Annotated in this window: 18 protein-coding genes; 12 read left to right on the top strand and 6 right to left on the bottom strand. The window is 70.2% G+C overall.

Annotation, left to right across the window (positions count from 1 at the left end; translation table 11 throughout):
• Positions 1 to 28: 28 nt before the first annotated feature.
• A complete protein-coding gene (locus tag OG494_RS38330) occupies positions 29 to 1,135 on the top strand; it encodes a glycosyltransferase (protein ID WP_328447177.1) in 1,107 nt (368 codons plus the stop codon).
• Here OG494_RS38330 and OG494_RS38325 read toward each other — a convergent pair.
• Positions 1,119 to 3,011, bottom strand: coding sequence for an FAD/NAD(P)-binding protein (locus tag OG494_RS38325; protein WP_328447175.1), 1,893 nt, complete (start codon positions 3,009 to 3,011; stop codon positions 1,119 to 1,121). The genes OG494_RS38330 and OG494_RS38325 overlap by 17 nt on opposite strands.
• A 207-nt stretch (positions 3,012 to 3,218) precedes the next feature.
• Here OG494_RS38325 and OG494_RS38320 point away from each other — a divergent pair, with 207 nt between their 5' ends.
• The 4 genes from OG494_RS38320 to OG494_RS38305 all read left to right on the top strand — a co-directional run bounded on the left by OG494_RS38320 (position 3,219) and on the right by OG494_RS38305 (position 7,806).
• A complete protein-coding gene (locus OG494_RS38320) occupies positions 3,219 to 3,512 on the top strand; it encodes a hypothetical protein (protein WP_328447173.1) in 294 nt (97 codons plus the stop codon).
• Between the two features lie 85 nt (positions 3,513 to 3,597).
• A complete protein-coding gene (locus OG494_RS38315) occupies positions 3,598 to 4,743 on the top strand; it encodes an LLM class flavin-dependent oxidoreductase (RefSeq protein WP_328447171.1) in 1,146 nt (381 codons plus the stop codon).
• A 316-nt stretch (positions 4,744 to 5,059) separates the two neighbouring features.
• Positions 5,060 to 6,319 (top strand): MFS transporter, encoded by a 1,260-nt coding sequence (locus OG494_RS38310; RefSeq protein ID WP_328447170.1) that lies wholly within the window; start codon positions 5,060 to 5,062, stop codon positions 6,317 to 6,319.
• Between the two features lie 320 nt (positions 6,320 to 6,639).
• Positions 6,640 to 7,806 (top strand): GGDEF domain-containing protein, encoded by a 1,167-nt coding sequence (locus OG494_RS38305; RefSeq protein ID WP_328447169.1) that lies wholly within the window; start codon positions 6,640 to 6,642, stop codon positions 7,804 to 7,806.
• On the opposite strand, the gene OG494_RS38300 is transcribed toward OG494_RS38305, so the two are convergent.
• Positions 7,803 to 8,447, bottom strand: a complete 645-nt coding sequence (locus OG494_RS38300; RefSeq protein WP_328447168.1) for a TetR/AcrR family transcriptional regulator — start codon at positions 8,445 to 8,447, stop codon at positions 7,803 to 7,805. The genes OG494_RS38305 and OG494_RS38300 overlap by 4 nt on opposite strands.
• Before the next feature lie 103 nt (positions 8,448 to 8,550).
• A complete protein-coding gene (locus OG494_RS38295) occupies positions 8,551 to 8,961 on the bottom strand; it encodes a DUF3151 domain-containing protein (RefSeq protein ID WP_328447166.1) in 411 nt (136 codons plus the stop codon).
• Between the two features lie 240 nt (positions 8,962 to 9,201).
• Here OG494_RS38295 and OG494_RS38290 point away from each other — a divergent pair, with 240 nt between their 5' ends.
• Complete coding sequence (locus OG494_RS38290; protein WP_328447165.1) at positions 9,202 to 10,383, top strand: hypothetical protein; 1,182 nt, start codon at positions 9,202 to 9,204, stop codon at positions 10,381 to 10,383.
• Between the two features lie 84 nt (positions 10,384 to 10,467).
• Here OG494_RS38290 and fbaA read toward each other — a convergent pair whose 3' ends face one another.
• Both fbaA and OG494_RS38280 read right to left on the bottom strand, forming a co-directional pair.
• On the bottom strand, positions 10,468 to 11,499 hold the full coding sequence (gene fbaA, locus OG494_RS38285) for a class II fructose-bisphosphate aldolase (RefSeq protein ID WP_328447163.1): 1,032 nt from the start codon (positions 11,497 to 11,499) through the stop codon (positions 10,468 to 10,470).
• 151 nt (positions 11,500 to 11,650) lie between these two features.
• The gene (locus OG494_RS38280; protein ID WP_328447160.1) at positions 11,651 to 12,472 is read right to left on the bottom strand and encodes an LLM class F420-dependent oxidoreductase; all 822 of its coding nucleotides are present in this window, start codon (positions 12,470 to 12,472) and stop codon (positions 11,651 to 11,653) included.
• 72 nt (positions 12,473 to 12,544) lie between these two features.
• Here OG494_RS38280 and OG494_RS38275 point away from each other — a divergent pair, with 72 nt between their 5' ends.
• The 6 genes from OG494_RS38275 (at position 12,545) to OG494_RS38250 (ending at position 18,447) form a co-directional block, all read left to right on the top strand.
• A complete protein-coding gene (locus OG494_RS38275) occupies positions 12,545 to 13,450 on the top strand; it encodes an aldo/keto reductase (protein ID WP_328447159.1) in 906 nt (301 codons plus the stop codon).
• 130 nt (positions 13,451 to 13,580) lie between these two features.
• The gene (locus OG494_RS38270; protein ID WP_328447158.1) at positions 13,581 to 14,498 is read left to right on the top strand and encodes an SDR family oxidoreductase; all 918 of its coding nucleotides are present in this window, start codon (positions 13,581 to 13,583) and stop codon (positions 14,496 to 14,498) included.
• Between the two features lie 9 nt (positions 14,499 to 14,507).
• On the top strand, positions 14,508 to 14,981 hold the full coding sequence (locus OG494_RS38265; RefSeq protein ID WP_328447157.1) for a pyridoxamine 5'-phosphate oxidase family protein: 474 nt from the start codon (positions 14,508 to 14,510) through the stop codon (positions 14,979 to 14,981).
• An 81-nt stretch (positions 14,982 to 15,062) separates the two neighbouring features.
• The gene (locus tag OG494_RS38260) at positions 15,063 to 16,535 is read left to right on the top strand and encodes a flavin-containing monooxygenase (RefSeq protein ID WP_328447156.1); all 1,473 of its coding nucleotides are present in this window, start codon (positions 15,063 to 15,065) and stop codon (positions 16,533 to 16,535) included.
• Positions 16,532 to 17,392: a metal-dependent hydrolase gene (locus tag OG494_RS38255; protein ID WP_328447154.1), complete on the top strand. Its 861-nt coding sequence runs from the start codon at positions 16,532 to 16,534 to the stop codon at positions 17,390 to 17,392. Before OG494_RS38260 ends, OG494_RS38255 begins: the two co-directional genes overlap by 4 nt.
• A 119-nt stretch (positions 17,393 to 17,511) precedes the next feature.
• Positions 17,512 to 18,447: a PDR/VanB family oxidoreductase gene (locus OG494_RS38250; RefSeq protein WP_328447153.1), complete on the top strand. Its 936-nt coding sequence runs from the start codon at positions 17,512 to 17,514 to the stop codon at positions 18,445 to 18,447.
• Here OG494_RS38250 and OG494_RS38245 read toward each other — a convergent pair.
• Positions 18,442 to 18,726, bottom strand: a complete 285-nt coding sequence (locus OG494_RS38245) for a YciI family protein (RefSeq protein WP_328447151.1) — start codon at positions 18,724 to 18,726, stop codon at positions 18,442 to 18,444. The two genes, OG494_RS38250 and OG494_RS38245, sit on opposite strands and share 6 nt — an antisense overlap.
• Positions 18,727 to 18,743 lie beyond the last annotated feature (17 nt).

The following is an 18,743-nucleotide window of genomic DNA, read 5'->3' as shown; positions in this document are numbered from 1 at the left end:
GAGTCGCTGAACTACTACGCTCGGGTGCGTGCGAATCCTCTTCTCGTGCCGCCCGGCGTACGGCCACCTCTTTCCCCTGCTCCCGCTGGCGAACGCGGCGAAAGCGGCGGGGCACGACGTCGTGTTCGGCACCGGTGAGGCGTTCCTCGCGACCGTGCGCGACCTCGGTTTCGAGGTCCACCGCGCCGGCATCTCCATCAGCGACGCCGAAACCGAAGCCAAAGCGCGGCACGGTGAGGACGCCGGCTTCGCCGAGGTCGGCATCACGATGTTCGGCGAGCTGCTGCCGGCGGCACTGCTCGACGACCTGACGCCGCTGCTCCCGCGGCTGCGCCCGGACCTGGTCGTCTACGAGCAGAGCGACGTCGGCGCCGGGGTGGCGGCCCGACGGGCGGGCATCCCCGCCGTCTCCGTCGTGATCGGCCGGTCCATGCCGCCGGAGCTGCTGGCCCTCGCCACCGAACGCCTGGCCCCGCTCTGGGGCACGCTCCCCGCGGACGCGATGTTCGGCGACGCCTGCGTCGACGTCTGGCCCGACAGCGTCCGCGACCCGGGCACCGCGGGCGTGCCGAAGGTGTTCCGGATGCGTCCGACGCCGGTCCATCCCGACGTCCCCCTGCCGCCGCTGCCGGCCGACGGGTTCGTCTACCTGACCCTGGGCACGGTCGTCTTCGGCGCGACGCAGGTGCTGCGCGGCGCGCTCCACGCGCTGGCCCGGCTGCCGGCCGACGTGCTGGTGGCGCTCGGCCCCGGTGATCCCGCGCTGCTGGGTGAGCTGCCGCCCGGGGTGCGGGCCGCCGGGTTCGTGCCGCAGTCCGAGGTGCTGAAGCACGCGGGCCTGGTGGTACACCACGGCGGCACCGGCACGGTGCTCGCCGCGCTCGCCGCCGGCCTGCCGCAGCTGGTGCTGCCGCAGGGCGCCGACCAGTTCGTCAACGCGGAGGCGCTCACCGCCCTGGGCGCGGCGAAGTCCCTGGTGGGCGACGCCGTGCGGATGGCCGCGATCGCGGCCGCGGCCCGCGAACTGCTGGCCGACCCCGAACCGCGCGAGATCGCCCAGGGCGTCGCACGAGAGATCGCGGCCATGCCCGCGCCGGAACAGGTGCTTGCCGAACTCGTCAGCTGGGTGGGTTGACCAGCGCCAGGATCTCGCGCGCCACGGCGTCGTTCTGCCGGAACGACGCCGCGTTCGTGCGCGGCCGCGTGAAGGCCGCGGCCGAGCGGGCGCTCGTGTGCGGACCCACCGCGAACCGGTGCGTGTGCGGGTGGCCCGCGCCGTCCAGAAGACGGGAGTCCGAGACGCGCGTGTGGATCCGGCCCGACGGCAGGTGCACGCCGGTCTCCGGGTCCGCCACCGTCTCCTCGGCCAGCTGACCCGTGTCGCGCAGCTGCTGCAGCAAGCCGTCCGCCGCGCGGGTCACGCTCGGGGCCGGCAGGCGCGCCTCGATCAACGTGCGGGACTCGACCTCGCCCGGGTAGCTCGCGCCGGACGCCACGAAGACGCCGCGCGCGGCGTCCGCCGTGACACGCATTTCCGCGCCCGCGAACGAAACCACGCCCGCCTCGTGCAGCGCGAGCAGTTCTTCCAGCCGCCGTGGCGGCGGGCCGCTGGCGTAGTACGAGAAGAATCCGTGGAACCAGCCGTCCATATCGGACACCTGGGAGGCCGCGTTCAACCGTCGCTTTTGGACCAGCGCGGGCATCTGGCCGTACACCGAGAGCAGCGCCATGAACGCGCCCAGGTCGGCGCTGAACGTCTGGTCGGCGCGGCGCGCGAGGTCGGCCTCGAGGTATTCGCGCAGCTCCTTGCCGAACTCCTCGGCCGTGCCGAACGCGCGGTCCGCCATCGGCCGGTCCAGCCGGTCGAGGTCGAGGCGGTCCTCCTCGGCGGGCACGGCCCGGGCGACGAGGTCCCGCATCCCCGGCGAATCCCAGGCCAGGTCGGCGAAAGCGTCGGCGAACACGGCGAAGTCCAGCCGCACCCGGTCCGGGTGCCCGGTGAACAGCTCGCTGTAGTAACCCCAGGCCAGTTCCTTCGCGACCCGCGGCCAGACGTCGGCGCGGAAGTCGAGCGCGCCCGGCGCCCCGGCCAGCTCGTCGATCGCGTAGGCGTCGAAGAACCGGGGCAGCCGCAACGGTTTCCCCCGCAGCCGGTAGCCGATCTTCGCGTGGTAGGGCACACCGCGCCGCGAGCCGACGTGCAGCACCGGCTCGGCGCCGCTCGGGTGGTAGCGCAGGCCGCCGCCGTCCAGCTCCTCGAAGCGGCCGCCGCGGCCTTCGGTCAGCAGCAGCATCAGGTCGACGAACGCCAGCCCGAACCCGCGCACCAGCACGGTTTCCCCCGGTTCGACGCCGGAGTAGTCGACGTCGGCGGTGTAGCCGGCGGGATAGTAGGCCAGGCCGTGGCGCCCGGCGAACGACGCCAGCTCGCGCTCCCGCTCGTCCGGTTCCGCGTCGAGGTGCCCGACCGTGAACACGACGGCGTCCGCGTTCAGCTCCGAACCGTCCGAGAGCCGGACGAGCGAGCCGTCGACGTCCACCGCGCGCGCCGCGTGCTCGACGACGCCGATGCCGCCGGGCAGGTCGCCGAGGATCTTCCGGTACACCCAGGTCAGGTACGCGCTCTGCAGCCGCCGCGTCGGGAAGTGGAAGGCGTCCAGCGCGGTGAGTTCGGCGCCGACGTCGGCGGGCACTTCGGCCTCGAGCGACCCGTCCCGCACCTGCCGCGCCCACTCCAGCAGCGACGGCCCCGGCAGCACCGGGCCGGCCATCTTCACCGATTCGTCGGTGAACATCGTGACGTCCTCGGGCATGGAGTTCATCCGCAGCAACGGCGACTGGTCGTAGCGCCACACGCGGCCCGGCCCGGGCGGGAAGGGATCGATCAGGTGCACCTCGAGGCGCCGGTCGCCGAGCAGTTCGGCGGCGTTCGCGCCGAGCCGTTCGAGGACGCCGACCCCGCGGGGTCCGGCGCCCACGACGGCGAGTGTGAACGGCGCTGGATCGGCCACGCGATCGAAGCTACGCCGGAGCCGGGGCGCCGGACGTGCTTCTCACAGTGCGGAATTCCCGAGCGGAATCCGAGCCGGACCAATCACTTCGCCCGGTGGCGCCGAATCCCCGCCGCAGTGCCCCGCCCACCTGGCGAAAAGGAGCGGATTTGTCCCTCACCCACCCAGGCGCCCGGGCCTTCTCGACGTCGCCCGGCCGCCGAAGACTTGGCCGATGACATCGGCACGCCGCACCGCGTCCACACCGCGCAGGACGTGGTCGGCACCCTGCTCAAGGGCAACTGGGCGATCTACGCACACGAATGGGGCGACCAGGACGGCCTCGACCCGCAGCACTGGCGGGACGTCGTCGAGGCCGCCGCCGAAGGAGCCGGGGTCGACGTCGAGTTCGTGGTCATCCCGCGCCGGTCCCTGACCGTCGTGTTCAACCGGGCGGACCCGCCCACCTTCGACCAGGTGCGCGCGTCGATCGAGGTGATCGAACGCGTCCGCCGGCGTTGAGCCGTTCCACCCTGCGGACGTCGTTGCCGCCGCGGTGCGCCCAGGCGTAGCCGTGGAGGCAGCGAAGCGAGAGAAGGTGGACGTCATGCCGGTGGAGTTCCTGGGCATCGGGGGCACGCACGACGGGTCGGAGACGCACGCCCGCTCGGGCGGGGTGTTCGACAAGGAGTACACGCTGCGCCTGGCCCGCGCGCACGAAGACTTCGGCTGGGACCGCGTGCTGTTCGCCTACGGCTCGGGTTCGCCGGATCCCGCGCAGGCGGCCGCGTACGTCGCCACGAAGCTGGACAAACTGCAGATCCTGCTCGCGCACCGGGCGAACGTCTCGTACCCGACGTTCGCCGCGAAGACGTTCGCCACGCTCGACCGGATTTCCGACGGCCGGCTGACGGTCCACTTCATCACCGGCGGCAACGACCACGAGCAGCAGCGCGAGGGCGACTTCCTGACGAAAGACCAGCGCTACGGGCGTACCCGCGAGGCCATCCAGATCATCAAGAAGGCCTGGACGTCGGACGAGCCGTTCGACTTCGAGGGTGAGTACTACCGCTTCGCGGACTACGTCAGCGACATCAAGCCGGTGCAGCAGCCCCGGCCGGGCGTCTCGTTCGGAGGGTCCTCGCCGGCCGCGTACGCCGCCGGTGGCGCCGAAGCGGACATCTTCTGCCTGTGGGGCGAGCCGCTGGCCCAGACCGCCGAGCAGATCGAGTCGGTCAAGGCGGCGGCGCGGGCCGCCGGCCGCACGGACGTGCCGCGCATCCAGGTCGCGTTCCGGCCGATCATCGCCCCGACGGAGGAGCTGGCCTGGGAGAAGGCCCACCGCACGGTCGGCGCGATCAAGGATCGCACGAAGGGTGGGCAGCCACTGACCCGTCGTCACAACCTGACCGAACCGGAGAACACGGGCTCCCAGCGGCTGTTGGCGGTCGCCGAGCGGGGTGAGCGGTTCGACCGGGCTTTGTGGACCCCGACGGCGGCCGCGACGGGCGGCGCCGGCAACTCGAACGCGCTGGTCGGCACGCCGGAGACGGTCGCGCAGGCGCTGCTGGACTACTACGACCTCGGCGTCGGGATCCTGTCCGCGCGGGGTTACGACATGCTCGGCGACACCATCGACTTCGGCCGGTACGTCATCCCGATCGTCCGCGAAGAGGTCGCCAAGCGCGACGCGGCCCGGGCCGCCGGAACCACCCGGACTCCCGCGGAGGACGCCCTCGCCGTCGACGGCTGAGTCTCGTTCCCCCAAGTAGCCACCTCGCCCCGCGCGAGGTGGCTACTTTTGCCTCTGGCCCTGGGCCAAGGGGTACGGAATGATCCATTGGTGACTCCTGGGCGACCACTCAGACACTGCGGGCTATCGTCTGACACGTTCGGGAAAGCTCCGTGACACCTTCGATACCGGCGAAAGCACCTAGAGATTCACCAACAGTCACGGGACACTGGCTTGGGTAAATCACGTTTCGTGACCACCCCATGACCGTCCGGTCCTCACCCTCACCGCCGGTCATGCACGGGGCACGATCCGCAGAAGAGGTCGGGAGACACGCATGGCAGCACCGCCGGATCGGATCACGTTCCGCGAGGTGTTCGGAATCGCCGAGTTCCGTGCGCTCTGGTTCGGGGAACTGCTGTCGATCGCGGGCGACCAGCTGGCGAGAGTCGCTCTGTCCATCCTGGTGTTCACCGGCACCAACTCGGCCACCCTCACCGGTCTGACCTACGCGCTCACCTACGCCCCTTCGCTGCTGGGCGGGATCTTCCTGACCGGGCTGGCCGACCGCTTCCCCCGCCGCAGCGTGATGGTGCTGGTCGACGTCCTGCGCGCGGCCCTGATCCTGCTCGTCGCCGTGCCCGGCATGCCGTTCTGGCTGATGTGCGTGCTCGTCGGCGGGGTTTCGCTGCTGAACCCGCCGTTCAAGGCGTCCCAGCTGGCCATGCTGCCGCAGGTGCTCGAAGGCGACCGGTTCGTCGTCGGCATGGGCATCCGGAGCATGACCGTGCAGAGCGCCCAGCTGCTCGGTTTCGCCGGCGGCGGCGCGCTGCTGATCGCCCTCGACCCGCACATCGCGCTCGCCATCGACGCCGCGACGTTCCTGCTCTCGGCGGCGTTCGTCCGCTTCGGCGTGCGGGCCCGGCCGGCCGCGGCGCGCGGCGAGAAGCGCAAGTCCTTCTTCGCGACCCTCGGCGGCGGTGGCCGCGCCGCCTTCGCGAACTCGCCGCTGCGGACGCTGGTGCTGTTCACCTGGCTGATGGGGTTGCTGCCGGTCTACGAGGGCATCGCGGCGCCGTACGTCGCGGCGGCGGGCGGCGGCCCCGAGTCGATCGGCCTGCTGCTCGCGGCAGACCCGATCGGCAGCGTGATCGCGACGTTCGTCTACACCCGCTGGGTCCCGGCTTCGGCCCGGCCGAAGCTGATCGGCCCGCTGTCGGCGCTCTGCGCGATCCCGCTGATCGCCTGCTTCCTCGTGCCGGGGCCGGTCACCTCGATCATCCTGTTCATCGTGTCCGGCGGGTTCGGCACGGTGTGCCTGCTGCAGGCGACCGCGTCACTGACGCTGGCCGTGCCCGACGAACAGCGGGCGCAGGTGATGGGCCTGTCGAACACCGGCCTGACGACGATGATGGGGATCAGCCCACTGATCGGCGGTGTCCTGGCCGATCAGCTGAGCCCGCATTCGACGGTCGGCATCTTCGGCCTCGCGGGGATCGTCCTCACCCTGCCGTTGGCCGTGCTGTGGGCGCGCGCCCTGTCCGGAGAGCCTGATCGATGGATCGACAAAGAAGCCGCACGCGCAGAACCTGCCTGAACCTGCCCCGCGCGTGGGCTTGACCTGCGCGACCTTGCGGTGCGCTGTGCGGTCACTGATCTTTGCCGCGCATCGCTGGCCACCTCTCACTCCGGTGTCAAAGAAAAAAGTACACACCTCTTGCCCTTGTGGACAGCAGGCAAACGGACTGAAACTGTCCGTGAGTAGATTGTCACTGAGTACCTGCGCAAGGGGCTGGGGGAAAAATGGTCACATCGGGGGAACAGGCTGGACAAGACTCGGTACACGGTGTTGCGCATTGGGCACTGTGGTCGAGGCCGCGCGCGTGGATCGCGGCGACGCTGTCCGCGATCGCCGTGATGCTCGCCTGGACGGTCACCACAGCACTGACGATACCGGTCACGCTCGCGAACGTGGGGACGTTTGCGCTGCTCACCGGACTCGCGGTGGCACAGACCGAGGTCAGCAGGCGGATCGAACGGCAGCGCCGGATCCTGAGCAACGGCCCGCACATCAACATGACTTCGGTCTGGCTGCTGCCCGCCGGACTGCTGGTGCCGCCGCAGCTGGTCGCGGTACTCGGCACGTTGCTCTACGTGTACCTCGCGTTCCGTAGCTGGTCCGGAACCCGTCCGGGTGAAGCTCACCGTGTCGCGGCCAACGCGACCACGATGATCCTGTCCGGGTTCGCCGCGGGGGTCGTCGCGGACCTGCTCCACGGGCACGGCATGACGGCCGTGGCGCTCGCCGCCATCGCCTTCTTCGCCACCAACACCGCGCTCACCGGGCTCGGCCTGTACCTGGCCGCCCCCGAGAAGGCGACCGTCGAAGGCTGCCTCGGCAACATGGACGACAACCTGCTGGAGCTCGCCACGCTGTGCGTCGGCGGTCTGCTGGTCATGGTCCTGACCACCGAGCCACTGCTGTCCGTACTGGTCATCCTGCCGCTCTACGTACTGCAGCGGTCGGTGCTGATCAAGCGGCTCGAGGAGCTCGCCACCACCGACCAGAAGACGCAGCTGCTCAACGCCACCACCTGGCAGGACGGCGCACAGCGGGAGATCTCGCGCGCGGCGCGCGAGAACGGCAGCTTCGGCGCCATGATGATCGACCTCGACCACTTCAAGCGGATCAACGACACCTACGGGCACCTCGCGGGGGACGACGTGCTCAAGGCGGTCGCGGCCGTGGTCAAGCAGGAGACCAGGGCGCACGACCTGGTCGGCCGGTTCGGCGGCGAGGAGTTCGTCGCGCTGCTGCCGTCGACGTCCAAGGACGACGCGATCGTCACGGCGGAACGGATCCGGCAACGGGTCAGCGAGCTGATCATCAGCACCAAGACCAACGAAGGCAAAGCCGTCGACATCGAACGGCAGACGGCGTCCATCGGCGTCGCCGCCTACCCGCTCGACGGGACGTCCATCGAGGAAGTGATGGCGTCCGCCGACGCGGCGGTCTACGCGGCGAAGGACGGCGGCCGCAACCGCGTGGTCGGGTCGCCGGCCCTGGCGATGGCGGCCGCTTAGCGCAGCCGCTCGATGACGTCGCTCGCCTTGGTCTGCAGGCGGGCGACGCCGCCGACGGTGAATTCGGTCAGCAGGTCGATCAGGGCGTCCTGCGGCGGTGGCTCGCCGTCCCAGGTCGCCTGGACCAGCGACTCGGTCATCGCGAAGAAGAGCGTGACGAGCGCCCGGTCGGCGCGGCCGGAGTCGATGCCGTGCGCGGCCCAGCGCTTGGCGCTGGCGTCGGCGTAGACCTTCGCCAGCCGCTCCCGCAGCCGCGTGAGCGCGGGGTCGCCGGCTCGTTCCGCCGCCCGGAGCACGCCGTAGGCCTCCGGGCTGTCGGCGACGAAGGTGACCATGGAGGCGTAGTTGGCCCGCGCCCACTCCCGCAGGCCGGCCTGCGGGTCGGCCGCGGACGCCCTCGCGATGGCCGCGAAGGCCCGCTCCTCGACCTCCGCCACGACCTCGGCGAAGAGCGTCGTCCGGTCGCCGAACTGTTCGTAGACGGCCTGCCGCGAGACACCGGCCTCACGCGCGATCTGCTCGATCGTCGCGCCCTGCATCCCGTGCTGCGCGACGACCTTCGCCGTCGCCCGCAGCACGCGGGCGCGCTGCTCCCCGACCGGGAGCTTCCGCGGCCGCCCGCGCGGAGCGGGGCTGGACATGGGTGACCCACCTCACTGGTTCTGCTCACCGGGCACGCGGAAAGCCGTGAATGGCCCGTTGAGGGACTCTGAGTCCCTCAACGGGCCATTCACGGCTTGGGGGTCACTTGAGGCCGGCGGCTTCCGCGGCGGCCGGGTCGGAGTCGGCGAGGAACGTCCGGCAGCGGTCGTACTCCTCGGTCTCGCCGATCTTGCCGGCGGCCTTGCCCAGCACGGCGAGGGCGCGCAGGAAGCCCTGGTTCGGCCGGTGCGTCCACGGCACCGGGCCGAAGCCCTTCCAGCCCGCGCGGCGCAGCTGGTCGAGACCGCGGTGGTAGCCGGTGCGCGCGTACGCGTAGGCGGCGACGGTCTCGCCCGACTCGAAGGCCTTCTCGGCCAGCGTGGCCCACGCCTCGCTGTAGTCGGGGTGTTCGGCCGCGACGGTCGCCGGGTCGTTCCCGGCGTCGAGCGCGGCCTGGGCGGCGGTGTGCTCGGGCAGCAGCGTCGGCTCGGGGCCGAGCAGGTTGTGCGTCATGCGCCCATTCTGCCCACGCCCGCCGGCTAGAAGAACAGGCCCGCCAGAACCCCGCCGCCGGCCAGCACCAGCGCGCCGATCAGGACAGCGGCCACAACTCGTTTCGGCATCATGGCGGCACACACTGCCAAGCCCCGCAGCCCGAAAGCAAATCGTCCACCCGTAGGGGTGAACCCCGATTTTGGCGTCGTTTACCACTGTCTTGGCCCGCTCGTGACCATGAACGGCCATGATGTCCGCATGGCCAAGGCAGTCGACGTCCCGGTCGTGGACGTGATCCCGCGCAGCCCCATCGGCAAGACGCGGCTGTTCTTCACGCGGCACTGGCACCGCGGCGCACCCGGGCAGCCGACACCCGGCTGGGTGCTCCGGTTCTGCTACGGGATGTGGCTCGCGGCGTTCGCGTTCAAGCTGGTCGGCTCGTCGTGGGACATGTCGTGGCACTTCATGTGGCTGCGCGACGACCTGGCGCCGCCGCACCTGATCAACACCGTCGGCACGGTGATCATCGTCGTGCTGGTGGCGATCCACAGCTACACCGGCCTGGGCGCCGACAAGACGTCGCTGCGGCTGATGCAGATCGGCCTGCTGACGTTCCTGGTCGCGGCGCCGCTGGACGTCATCAACCACCGCGTCAACGGCCTCGACCTGACCGCGTGGAGCCCGTCGCACATGATGCTCTACCTGGGCACCGGCATCATGCAGGCGGGCGTCCTGCTCGGCTGGCTGCGGTCGTCGCCGCCGGGCCGCTTCCGCACCGGCGTGCTGCTCGCGCTGTGGGCGTTCTTCCTGGAGAACACGTTCTTCCCGAACGGCCAGCAGGAGTACGGCATCCTCGGCCTGCGCGCCTGGGAACGCGGCGCCCCGGAGGCCGAGCCGTCCCTGCTGTCGTTCGCCGCGAACCAGATCGGCCACCCGGTCGACCGGACCGCGATCCTGCACTTCACGATGCCGATCCCGGAGTGGGTGTACCCGCTGTGGGGCATCGGCGTGATGGCGCTGATCCTGGCCCTGGCGCGGCGCACGCTGGGCTTCCGCTGGTCGGCGTCGTTGGTGGCGCTGGCGTACATCGTGTACCGCGCGGTGATGTGGCCGCTGCTGCTGGGCCTGGGCTTCCCGGTCTCGACGATCCCGTTCTACCTGCTTTTCGTGGGTCTCGCCGTGGACCTGGCGTTCACGATCGGCCGCGGTCACGGCCTGCTGACGGCGGGCGCGGGAGCGCTGCTGGTGACGGCGTTCGGGTACGGGGCGCTGTGGGCGCAGTCGCAGTTCAGGCCGTGGGTGCTCGGGGACGCGCACACGGAGTCGGCACCCCCGGTGGAGTACTGGACGGCGGGAGTGGCGTTGGTGGCGGTGTTCGTCCTGTGGGCGGCGGCCGGGCCGGTGACCCGGCGGTGGGTGGCCCGGCGAGTCGCGGCGTAGCACGCGACAATTGACTGGTGAAGATCATCAACCACACGACGAAGGGCCGCCACGGAAACCGTGGCGGCCCTTCGTGTGTGCGTCTTACTTGAGCTTGGTGCCGGCCGAACCGAGGGCCTGGCAGGCCTCCACGATCCGGGCGGCCATGCCACCCTCAGCAGCCTTCAGGTACGACCGCGGGTCGTAGACCTTCTTGTTGCCGACCTCACCGTCGATCTTCAACACACCGTCGTAGTTCTTGAAAAAGTGATCCACGATCGGGCGGGTGAACGCGTACTGCGTGTCGGTGTCCACGTTCATCTTCACCACACCGTACGAGACCGCTTCGCGGATCTCTTCCGGCAGCGACCCGGACCCGCCGTGGAAGACCAGCTCGAACGGCTTGGAGCCGGCGTCGAGGCCGAGTTTCTTCGACGCGGCTTCCTGCCCGCCCTTGAGGACGTCCGGGCGCAGCTTCACGTTGCCGGGCTTGTAGACGCCGTGGACGTTGCCGAACGTCGCGGCCAGCAGGTAGCGGCCGTTCTCGCCGGAGCCGAGCGCGTCGATCGTCTTGAGGAAGTCGCCTTCGGCGGTGTAGAGCTTCTCGTTGATCTCGGCTTCGACGCCGTCTTCTTCGCCGCCGACGACACCGATCTCGACCTCGAGGATGATCTTCGCGGCGGCGGCTTTGGCCAGCAGCTCCTGCGCGATGACGAGGTTCTCGTCGAGGTCGATGGCGGAGCCGTCCCACATGTGGGACTGGAACAGCGGCAGCCCGCCGTTCTTGACCCGTTCGGCGGAGATCTCCAGCAGCGGGCGGACGAATCCGTCGAGTTTGTCCTTGGGGCAGTGGTCGGTGTGCAGGGCGACGTTGACGTCGTAGCGCGCGGCGACGACCTGCGCGAACTCGGCCAGCGCGGACGCGCCGACGACCATGTCCTTGATCTTCTGGCCGGAGGCGAATTCGGCGCCGCCGGTGGAGAACTGGATGATCCCGTCGCTCTCCGCTTCGGCGAAGCCGCGGATGGCGGCGTTCACGGTTTCGGACGAGGTCACGTTGATGGCGGGGTAGGCGAACTCGTTCGCCTTGGCCCGATCCAGCATCTCCGCGTAGACCTCGGGGGTCGCGATGGGCATCGGTGTTCCTCCTTGGCAGGGATGGGTCCCGACCGCATCGTACGAGGTGTACCGCCGCCGCACACCGGTCCCCGCTCCGAAACTTCTCCGCACGTGGAATCGGTTCAGAAGGAGTGCGTCCGGCCGCCGCGAACCGGCGGCCGGACGAGGGTCACCGCAGCTCGGAAGCCAGCGCGCGGTAGGCCGGCCACGGGTCCTCGTTCAGGACCTGGACGACCACCTGGTCCGCGCCCGCCTCCAGGTGGGCCGACAGGCCGCGGGCCACCGTCTCCGCGTCGCCGTGCAGGGCCAGCGCGTCGATCAGGTGGTCGCTGCCCTCACCCTCCAGATCGGCGTCGGTGAAACCGAGTTTCCGCAGGTTGGCGACGTAGTTCGACAGCCCGAGGTAGTACTTCACCGTGTTGCGGCCGATCGCGCGCGCTTCGGTGGCGTCGGTCGACACGACGACCTTGTGCTCCGGGGCCAGCAGCTTGCCCGCGCCGAGGATCCCGCGGGTGTCGCGGGTGTGCTCCGGCGTGGTCAGGTACGGGTGCGCGCCCGCCGTGCGGTCGCCGGACAGCTTGACGACCTTCGGGCCCAGCGCGGCCAGCGCCCGGCCCTCGACCGGGACGTCCGCCGCGTCGAGGCCGTCGAGGTAGTCGACCAGCGCCGCGTACGGCTTCTTGTACTCCTTGGTCGCCTCGCGGTGCCCCGCGCCGACGCCGAGCAGGAAGCGGTCCGGGAACTTCCCGGCGATCCGGTGGTAGGCCTTCGCGATGTCCGCGGGCTCGTCCTGCCAGATGTTCACGATGCCGGTCGCGATGACCAGCGAGTCCGTCGCGGCGAGCAGTTCGTCGACGTACGCGAGGTCGCCGCCGGGTGAGCCGCCCAGCCAGATCGCGCCGTAGCCGAGCTCCTCCGCGTCGGCCGCGAACTTCGCGTCGACGTTCCCGTGGTACCGCCAGATTCCGAGCTTGCCCAGTTCGATTGCCATGGAACACTCCAACGCGTGGGACGGCCGTTTTCCTCCCACCCTCCCAGTTCGTGGGAAAGCTAGCGTGGTGACATGACCAAGCTGGGCAACACCGACCTCGACGTGTACGGGCTCAACCTCGGCGGCAACGTCTTCGGCTGGACGGCCGACGAGCCGCAGTCCTTCGCCGTGCTGGACGCCTACACCGCGGCCGGCGGCAACTTCGTGGACACTTCCGACCTCTACGGCGGTGGCGGCCGCTCCGAGGAGATCCTGGGCAACTGGCTGACCTCGCGCGGCAACCGGGACGACGTCGTCGTCGCGACGAAGGTCGGCATGTGGGACGGCCGGCCGGGTCTCTCGGCCAAGAACATCCAGGCCGCGGCCGAGGACTCCCTGCGGCGCCTGCATACCGACCACATCGACCTCTACTACGCGCACCGGGACGACCCGGACACCCCGCTCGAGGAGACGCTCACCGCGTTCGACGCGCTGGTCCGCGCGGGCAAGGTCCGCCACCTCGGCGCGTCCAACTACAGCGCCGAACGCCTCGCCGACGCACTGTCCACTTCGGACAAGAACAACCTCGCGCGGTTCGCCGTGCTGCAGCCGCACTACAACCTGGTCGAGCGCGACTACGAACAGGACCTCGCGCCGCTCGTCGCCCGCGAAGGGCTGGCCACCCTGCCGTACTTCGCTCTCGCCAAGGGTTTCCTCACCGGCAAGTACCGCTCGAAGGACGAAACGGTCGACAGCCCGCGCGCCGCCCGCGCGTCGTCCTATTTGGACGCCCACGGCGAGCGCGTGCTCGCGGCGCTCGACGAGGTCGCGCAGGCGCACGGCGTCTCGGTCGCCACGGTGGCGCTGGCCTGGCTGCGGGTTCAACCGACGGTCGCCGCGCCGATCGCCAGCGCCCGAACCCCCGAGCAACTGACAGACCTGATCGCGTCAGTAGCACTCGACCTGACTACAGACGAAGTAGCGTCACTTTCCCTATGAAAGATGCGTCCCGAGGCCCTGACGACGTAACTTTCCCTGCGAAAGTGACACCTACTATCGGGTAGCTTACTGCGGGTAAGTTGAGGTACGGTGCCCTTCAGAAGCGACGTGCGACGTCCAGGAGGGCACCGTGGCCAACCCGTTTTCGCTGCTCAGCGGCAGCACCAAGAAGGTCGACGGCAAAGTCGTCCTGATCACCGGCGCGGCCCGCGGCATCGGTGCCGGGCTGGCCGAACGCCTCGCCGCGCGCGGCGCGAAGGTCGCCCTCGTCGGCCTCGAAGCCGAGGAGCAGCAGAAGGTCGCCGACCGGATCGGGCCGAACGCGAAATCCTGGGAAGCCGACGTCACCAGCTGGGACGCCCTGGAGGCCGCCACCGCCGGTGTCGTCGAGCACTTCGGCGGGATCGACATCGTCATCGCGAACGCCGGCATCGCGACCGCCGGCTTCGTCCGCTCGGTCGACCGGGCCGCGTTCGAGAAGGTCATCGAGGTCGACCTGCTCGGCGTCTGGCGCACGTTCCGCGTCACGCTGCCGCACGTCATCGACCGCAAGGGCTACCTGCTCGCGATCTCGAGCCTGGCCGCGATCACGCACGCGCCGGGCATGGCGAACTACTCCGCGGCCAAGGCCGGCGTCGAGGCGTTCGCCAACAGCCTCCGCGCCGAGGTCGCCCACCTGGGCGTCAAGGTCGGCGTCGCGCACCCGACGTGGATCCGCACCGACCTCGTCGAGAGCGCCGACGCGCACCCGGTGTTCGGCAAGCTCCGCTCGTCGATGCCCGGCCTGATCGGGAAGACCTACCCGCTCGACGTCGCCCTCGACGACCTCGAAGCCGGGATCCTCAAGCGCGGCCGGACGATCCACGTGCCGCGCTGGGTCGGCGGCCTCAAGCTGATCCGCGCGTTCCTGCCGCCGATCATCGAACTCGGGTCCCGCAGCCGGGTACCTTCGGCGGACAAGGCCGCGCTCGCCGACATCGAGGCCCGCGGCGCGTTCGAGTCCGCGGTCACCGGGCACGGCGGCCGCGCGGCCACGACGAAGTCGTAGGAGCTGCGGATGTCACGTCGCGACCAGATCAGGATGACCGAGGACGAGGTCCGCGGGTTCTTCGCCGAGCAGAAGGTCATCAACGTCGCCAGCGTCGGCCCGAACGGCCGCCCGCACCTCGCGCCGCTCTGGTATTACCCGCACGAGGACGGCGTCGCGACCTGGACCTACGGCACGTCGCAGAAGGCCAAGAACCTGCGCCGGCTGCCGGAGGCGACCGTGCTCATCGAGGACGGCGAAAGCTACGAGAAGCTCCGCGGTGTCTCGCTGGAGGCCGACGTCGAACTCGTCGAGGACACCGAAGAAGTCACCCGGATGGGGATCACGCTCATGCAGCGCTACGCGGGCGCCAAGCCGGGCGACCCCGTACCGTCCGAGCTGAGCGGCTTCATCGCAGGTCAGGCCCCCAAGCGGGTCGGGTTGATCTTCCGGCCGACTAAGATCGTCAGCTGGGACCACACGAAGCTCGGCGGGACGTACTAGCGGGTAGGTAGTACTTCCAAGTAACTGTTACTTGAGGTAACGTCATCTGCGGCAGACCCCCAGCGCAGCGGAGGCCGACAGATGACCGAGCGGTTCAAGGTCGTGATCGTGGGCACCGGATTTTCCGGGCTCGGCCAGGCGATCCAGCTCGAAAAGGCCGGCATCCGGGACTACGTGATCCTGGAGAAGGCCACCGAGGTGGGCGGCACCTGGCGCGACAACTCGTACCCCGGGTGCGCCTGTGACGTGCAGTCGCACATGTACTCGTTCTCCTACGAGCAGAACCCGGACTGGTCGCGGTCGTTCTCGCCGCAGCCGGAGATCTTCGACTACCTCAAGGGTGTCGCGGACAAGTACCGGCTGCGCGAGAAGATCCGCTTCGGCGTCGAGCTCACCGGCGCGCACTGGGACGAGCGGGAGCGCCGCTGGACGGCGACGACCAAGGACGGCCGGGAGTTCTCCGCGCAGTTCCTCGTCTCCGGCGTCGGCGGCCTGCACATCCCGCAGGTCCCCGAGCTGCCCGGGATCGCGAACTTCCAGGGCCAGACCTGGCACTCCGCGCAGTGGAACCACGAGTACGACCTGCGCGGCAAGCGCGTCGCCGTCGTCGGCACCGGCGCCAGCGCGGTCCAGTTCGTCCCGAAGATCGCCCCGGACGTCGCCGAGCTGACGCTCTTCCAGCGGACGCCGCCGTGGATCATGCCCAAGCCCGACCACGCGATGCCGGAGTGGGCGCAGACGCTGTTCCGCCGCGTCCCCGGCACCCAGCGCGCCTACCGCAACGCGCTCTACTGGCTCCTCGAAGCCCGCGCCATCGGCTTCAACGGCCACCCGGGCGTCATGAAGGCCGGCGAGCTGATCGCCAAGCGGAACATCACCAAGGGCATCAAGGACCGCGCGCTGCGCAAGAAGGTCACCCCGGACTACACGATGGGCTGCAAGCGCGTCCTCATCTCCAACGACTACTACCCGGCGCTCGACCGGCCGAACGTCGACGTGAACACCTCCGGGATCAAGGAGGTCAAGGCGCATTCGATCGTCGACAGCGCCGGTGTGGAGCACGAGGTCGACGCGATCGTCTACGGCACCGGGTTCAAGGTCACCGACGCGCTGGAGTACCTGGACATCACCGGGGTCGACGGCCGCAACCTGGCCAAGGAGTGGGCCGCCGAAGGGATGCAGACGCACAAGGGCATCACCGTCTCCGGCTTCCCGAACCTGTTCTTCCTGCTCGGCCCGAACACCGCGCTGGGCCACAACTCCGTCGTGTTCATGATCGAGTCGCAGTCCCGGTACGTCGTCGACGCCATCAAGCTCGCCGACTCGCGCGGCGCCGCCGCGGTCGACGTCCGGCCCGGTGTGCAGGACAAGTTCCAGCAGGACATCCAGGACAAGCTGGTCAAGGGCGTCTGGACGCAGGGTGGCTGCAAGAGCTGGTACCTCGACGCCAAGGGCGTGAACCGGACCATCTGGCCCGGCTTCACCTGGCGCTACTGGCTGGAGACGCGGAAGGTGGACCCCGCCGACTACGAGCTTTCCGGGCGCGCGTCATGACGGACGAACAGGTCGTCCTCCACGCCCGGGACGTCAAGTTCGACTGGACGAGCCTGCCGATGCACTGGATCCCCGGCGAACCGCAGGCCACGCACACCATCAACGTCCTGCACCTCGCGCTGCCCGAGGGCGAGCGCTGGTTCGTCGAGGTGTTCAAGCAGGCCGTGCCGCTGATCCGCGACGAGCGGCTCAAGGAGGACGTCCTCGGCTTCATCGGCCAGGAAGCGGTCCACGCCGAGGCCCACGACGGTGCCGCGGCGCACCTCGAAGCCGCCGGCGTGCGCGTCCGGCCGTACATCGCGCAGATGGAGTGGCTGTTCCGGAAGCTGCTCGGCGACCGCGACCTCACCGGTCAGGCCGCCGAGGAGTGGCTGATCGAACGGCTCGGCATCATCGCCGCGATCGAGCACTACACGGCGTTCCTCGGCCAGTGGGTGCTCGACGCGCCGCTCGCCGAAGCCGGCGCCGACCCGGTGATGCTCGACCTGCTGCGCTGGCACGGCGCGGAAGAAGTCGAACACCGGTCGGTCGCCTACGACCTGTTCACGCACCTCGACGGCCGCTACACCCGCCGCGTGCGCAGCATGGCCGCGGTGACGCCGGTGCTGGCCTGGGTGTTCGCCCGCGGCACGCGGTTCCTGATGCGCAACGACCCGACACGCCCGGGCCGCGCGTCACTGCGGGGCTATCGCCGAGCGGCGAAGAAGGGCCTGCTGCCGACCGGGCGCGAGCTGCTGCGCGAGATCCGGCCGTACTTCCGGAAGTCGTATCACCCGACCGAGACCGGCAACACCGAGCAGGCCGTGGCCTACCTGGCGAGTTCACCGGCCGCGCGGGCGGCGGACGCACCGAGGTGACCGAGCCGAAAGCGGCACTTTCACGTGAAAGTGCCGCCCCCAGGTGGGCGCTTTCACGTGAAAGTGCCGGACTTGGGCGGCCGACCCGGTTGGACGGCAGCGACCGGACCGACCGGCTGATGTCCGCGATGGTCGGGGTGGTCGGGGTGTACCGCCGGCTCTCGCAGGTCAGCGGGAAGCGGCGGCCGCCGGTGCGCGCGGTCGACCGGGACCTGCCATTGACGGTCGAAGCGGTTCGCCCCGAAGCCGAGGGCGTCGTGAGCCTGCGCCTGGCGAGCGGCGCGCCGCTGCCGAGCTGGCGGCCGGGGGCGCACATCGACCTCGTGCTGCCGTCCGGCCGGGTGCGGCAGTACTCCCTCTGCGGCGACCCGTCCGAAAAGGACCATTACCGCATTGCCGTGCGGAAGATCGGCGTTGCGTCGGCCGAGGTCCACGCCCTGACACCGGGCACGAGGGTCGTCGTGCGCGGGCCGCGGACGGCGTTCCCGCTCGTCGGCGAGGGACCGTTCCTGTTCATCGCCGGCGGTATCGGCATCACGCCGATCCTGCCGATGGTCCGCCAAGTGGCCGCGAGCGGAGCGGACTGGCGGCTGGTCTACACCGGCCGCAGCCGCGCGTCGATGCCGTTCGTCGACGAACTGGCGGCCTACGAGCGCGCCTGGATCCGCCCGGACACCGAGTACGGCATCCCGGCCTCGGGCGCCGAGCTCCTCGACGGCATGCCCGACGGCGCTTCGGTGTACTGCTGCGGCCCGGTGCCGATGATCACCGGCGTCCGGGTCGACCTGGCCCTGACCACGGGCGCGGTGCACTTCGAAAGGTTCGCCCCGCCGCCGATAGTCGCCGGAGAGCCGTTCAGGCTGACTTTGCGCCGCTCGGGACGGGTGCTGGACGTCCCGGGCGACCGGTCCGCCCTCGACGTCGTCCGCGAGGTCCTGCCCGACACGCCGTACTCGTGCCGCCAGGGTTTCTGCGGGACCTGCGCGGTGCCGGCGGCCGGCGGCGGGTCGATGCGGCTCTGCGTCGACCGCGGCCCCGCGACGCTGGAGTTATGAGCCTTCGGGCACCCAGGCGCCGATGACCGGCTTGAACTCGCGGACCGACCGCTGCGCGATGACGCCTTCCAGGTAGTACGGGTCCTTGCCGATCGTCTCCTGCAGGTGCGCCTCGTCGTCGGCCTGGTAGAGCGTGACGCCGCCGGTGCCGTCGCCGAGCGGTCCGGCGACCGCGACGCGGCCCTCTTCGGCGAGCTTGGCCAGGAACTCGCGGTGGCGCGGCCGCACCTCCTGCAGTTTCTCCTGGACGTAGGTGATTTCGACGAGGTACCAGGCCATGTGGATCTCCGTGCTCG

This window comes from Amycolatopsis sp. NBC_00438 (assembly GCF_036026695.1).
Lineage (GTDB): Bacteria > Actinomycetota > Actinomycetes > Mycobacteriales > Pseudonocardiaceae > Amycolatopsis.
Note: the sequence above shows the minus strand (reverse complement) of the source record. Positions and strands in the feature narration are given on the sequence as shown.

What these genes read in the sequence shown, in the direction of transcription:
- OG494_RS38315 (WP_328447171.1), top strand. Translation starts at nt 3,598, where the DNA reads ATGCCGGTGGAGTTCCTGGGCATCGGGGGCACGCACGACGGGTCGGAG.
- OG494_RS38310 (WP_328447170.1), top strand. Translation starts at nt 5,060, where the DNA reads ATGGCAGCACCGCCGGATCGGATCACGTTCCGCGAGGTGTTCGGAATC.
- OG494_RS38305 (WP_328447169.1), top strand. Translation starts at nt 6,640, where the DNA reads ATGCTCGCCTGGACGGTCACCACAGCACTGACGATACCGGTCACGCTC.
- OG494_RS38300 (WP_328447168.1), bottom strand. Translation starts at nt 8,447, where the DNA reads ATGTCCAGCCCCGCTCCGCGCGGGCGGCCGCGGAAGCTCCCGGTCGGG.
- OG494_RS38295 (WP_328447166.1), bottom strand. Translation starts at nt 8,961, where the DNA reads ATGACGCACAACCTGCTCGGCCCCGAGCCGACGCTGCTGCCCGAGCAC.
- OG494_RS38290 (WP_328447165.1), top strand. Translation starts at nt 9,202, where the DNA reads ATGGCCAAGGCAGTCGACGTCCCGGTCGTGGACGTGATCCCGCGCAGC.
- fbaA (WP_328447163.1), bottom strand. Translation starts at nt 11,499, where the DNA reads ATGCCCATCGCGACCCCCGAGGTCTACGCGGAGATGCTGGATCGGGCC.
- OG494_RS38280 (WP_328447160.1), bottom strand. Translation starts at nt 12,472, where the DNA reads ATGGCAATCGAACTGGGCAAGCTCGGAATCTGGCGGTACCACGGGAAC.
- OG494_RS38275 (WP_328447159.1), top strand. Translation starts at nt 12,545, where the DNA reads ATGACCAAGCTGGGCAACACCGACCTCGACGTGTACGGGCTCAACCTC.
- OG494_RS38265 (WP_328447157.1), top strand. Translation starts at nt 14,508, where the DNA reads ATGTCACGTCGCGACCAGATCAGGATGACCGAGGACGAGGTCCGCGGG.
- OG494_RS38260 (WP_328447156.1), top strand. Translation starts at nt 15,063, where the DNA reads ATGACCGAGCGGTTCAAGGTCGTGATCGTGGGCACCGGATTTTCCGGG.
- OG494_RS38255 (WP_328447154.1), top strand. Translation starts at nt 16,532, where the DNA reads ATGACGGACGAACAGGTCGTCCTCCACGCCCGGGACGTCAAGTTCGAC.
- OG494_RS38250 (WP_328447153.1), top strand. Translation starts at nt 17,512, where the DNA reads ATGTCCGCGATGGTCGGGGTGGTCGGGGTGTACCGCCGGCTCTCGCAG.
- OG494_RS38245 (WP_328447151.1), bottom strand. Translation starts at nt 18,726, where the DNA reads ATGGCCTGGTACCTCGTCGAAATCACCTACGTCCAGGAGAAACTGCAG.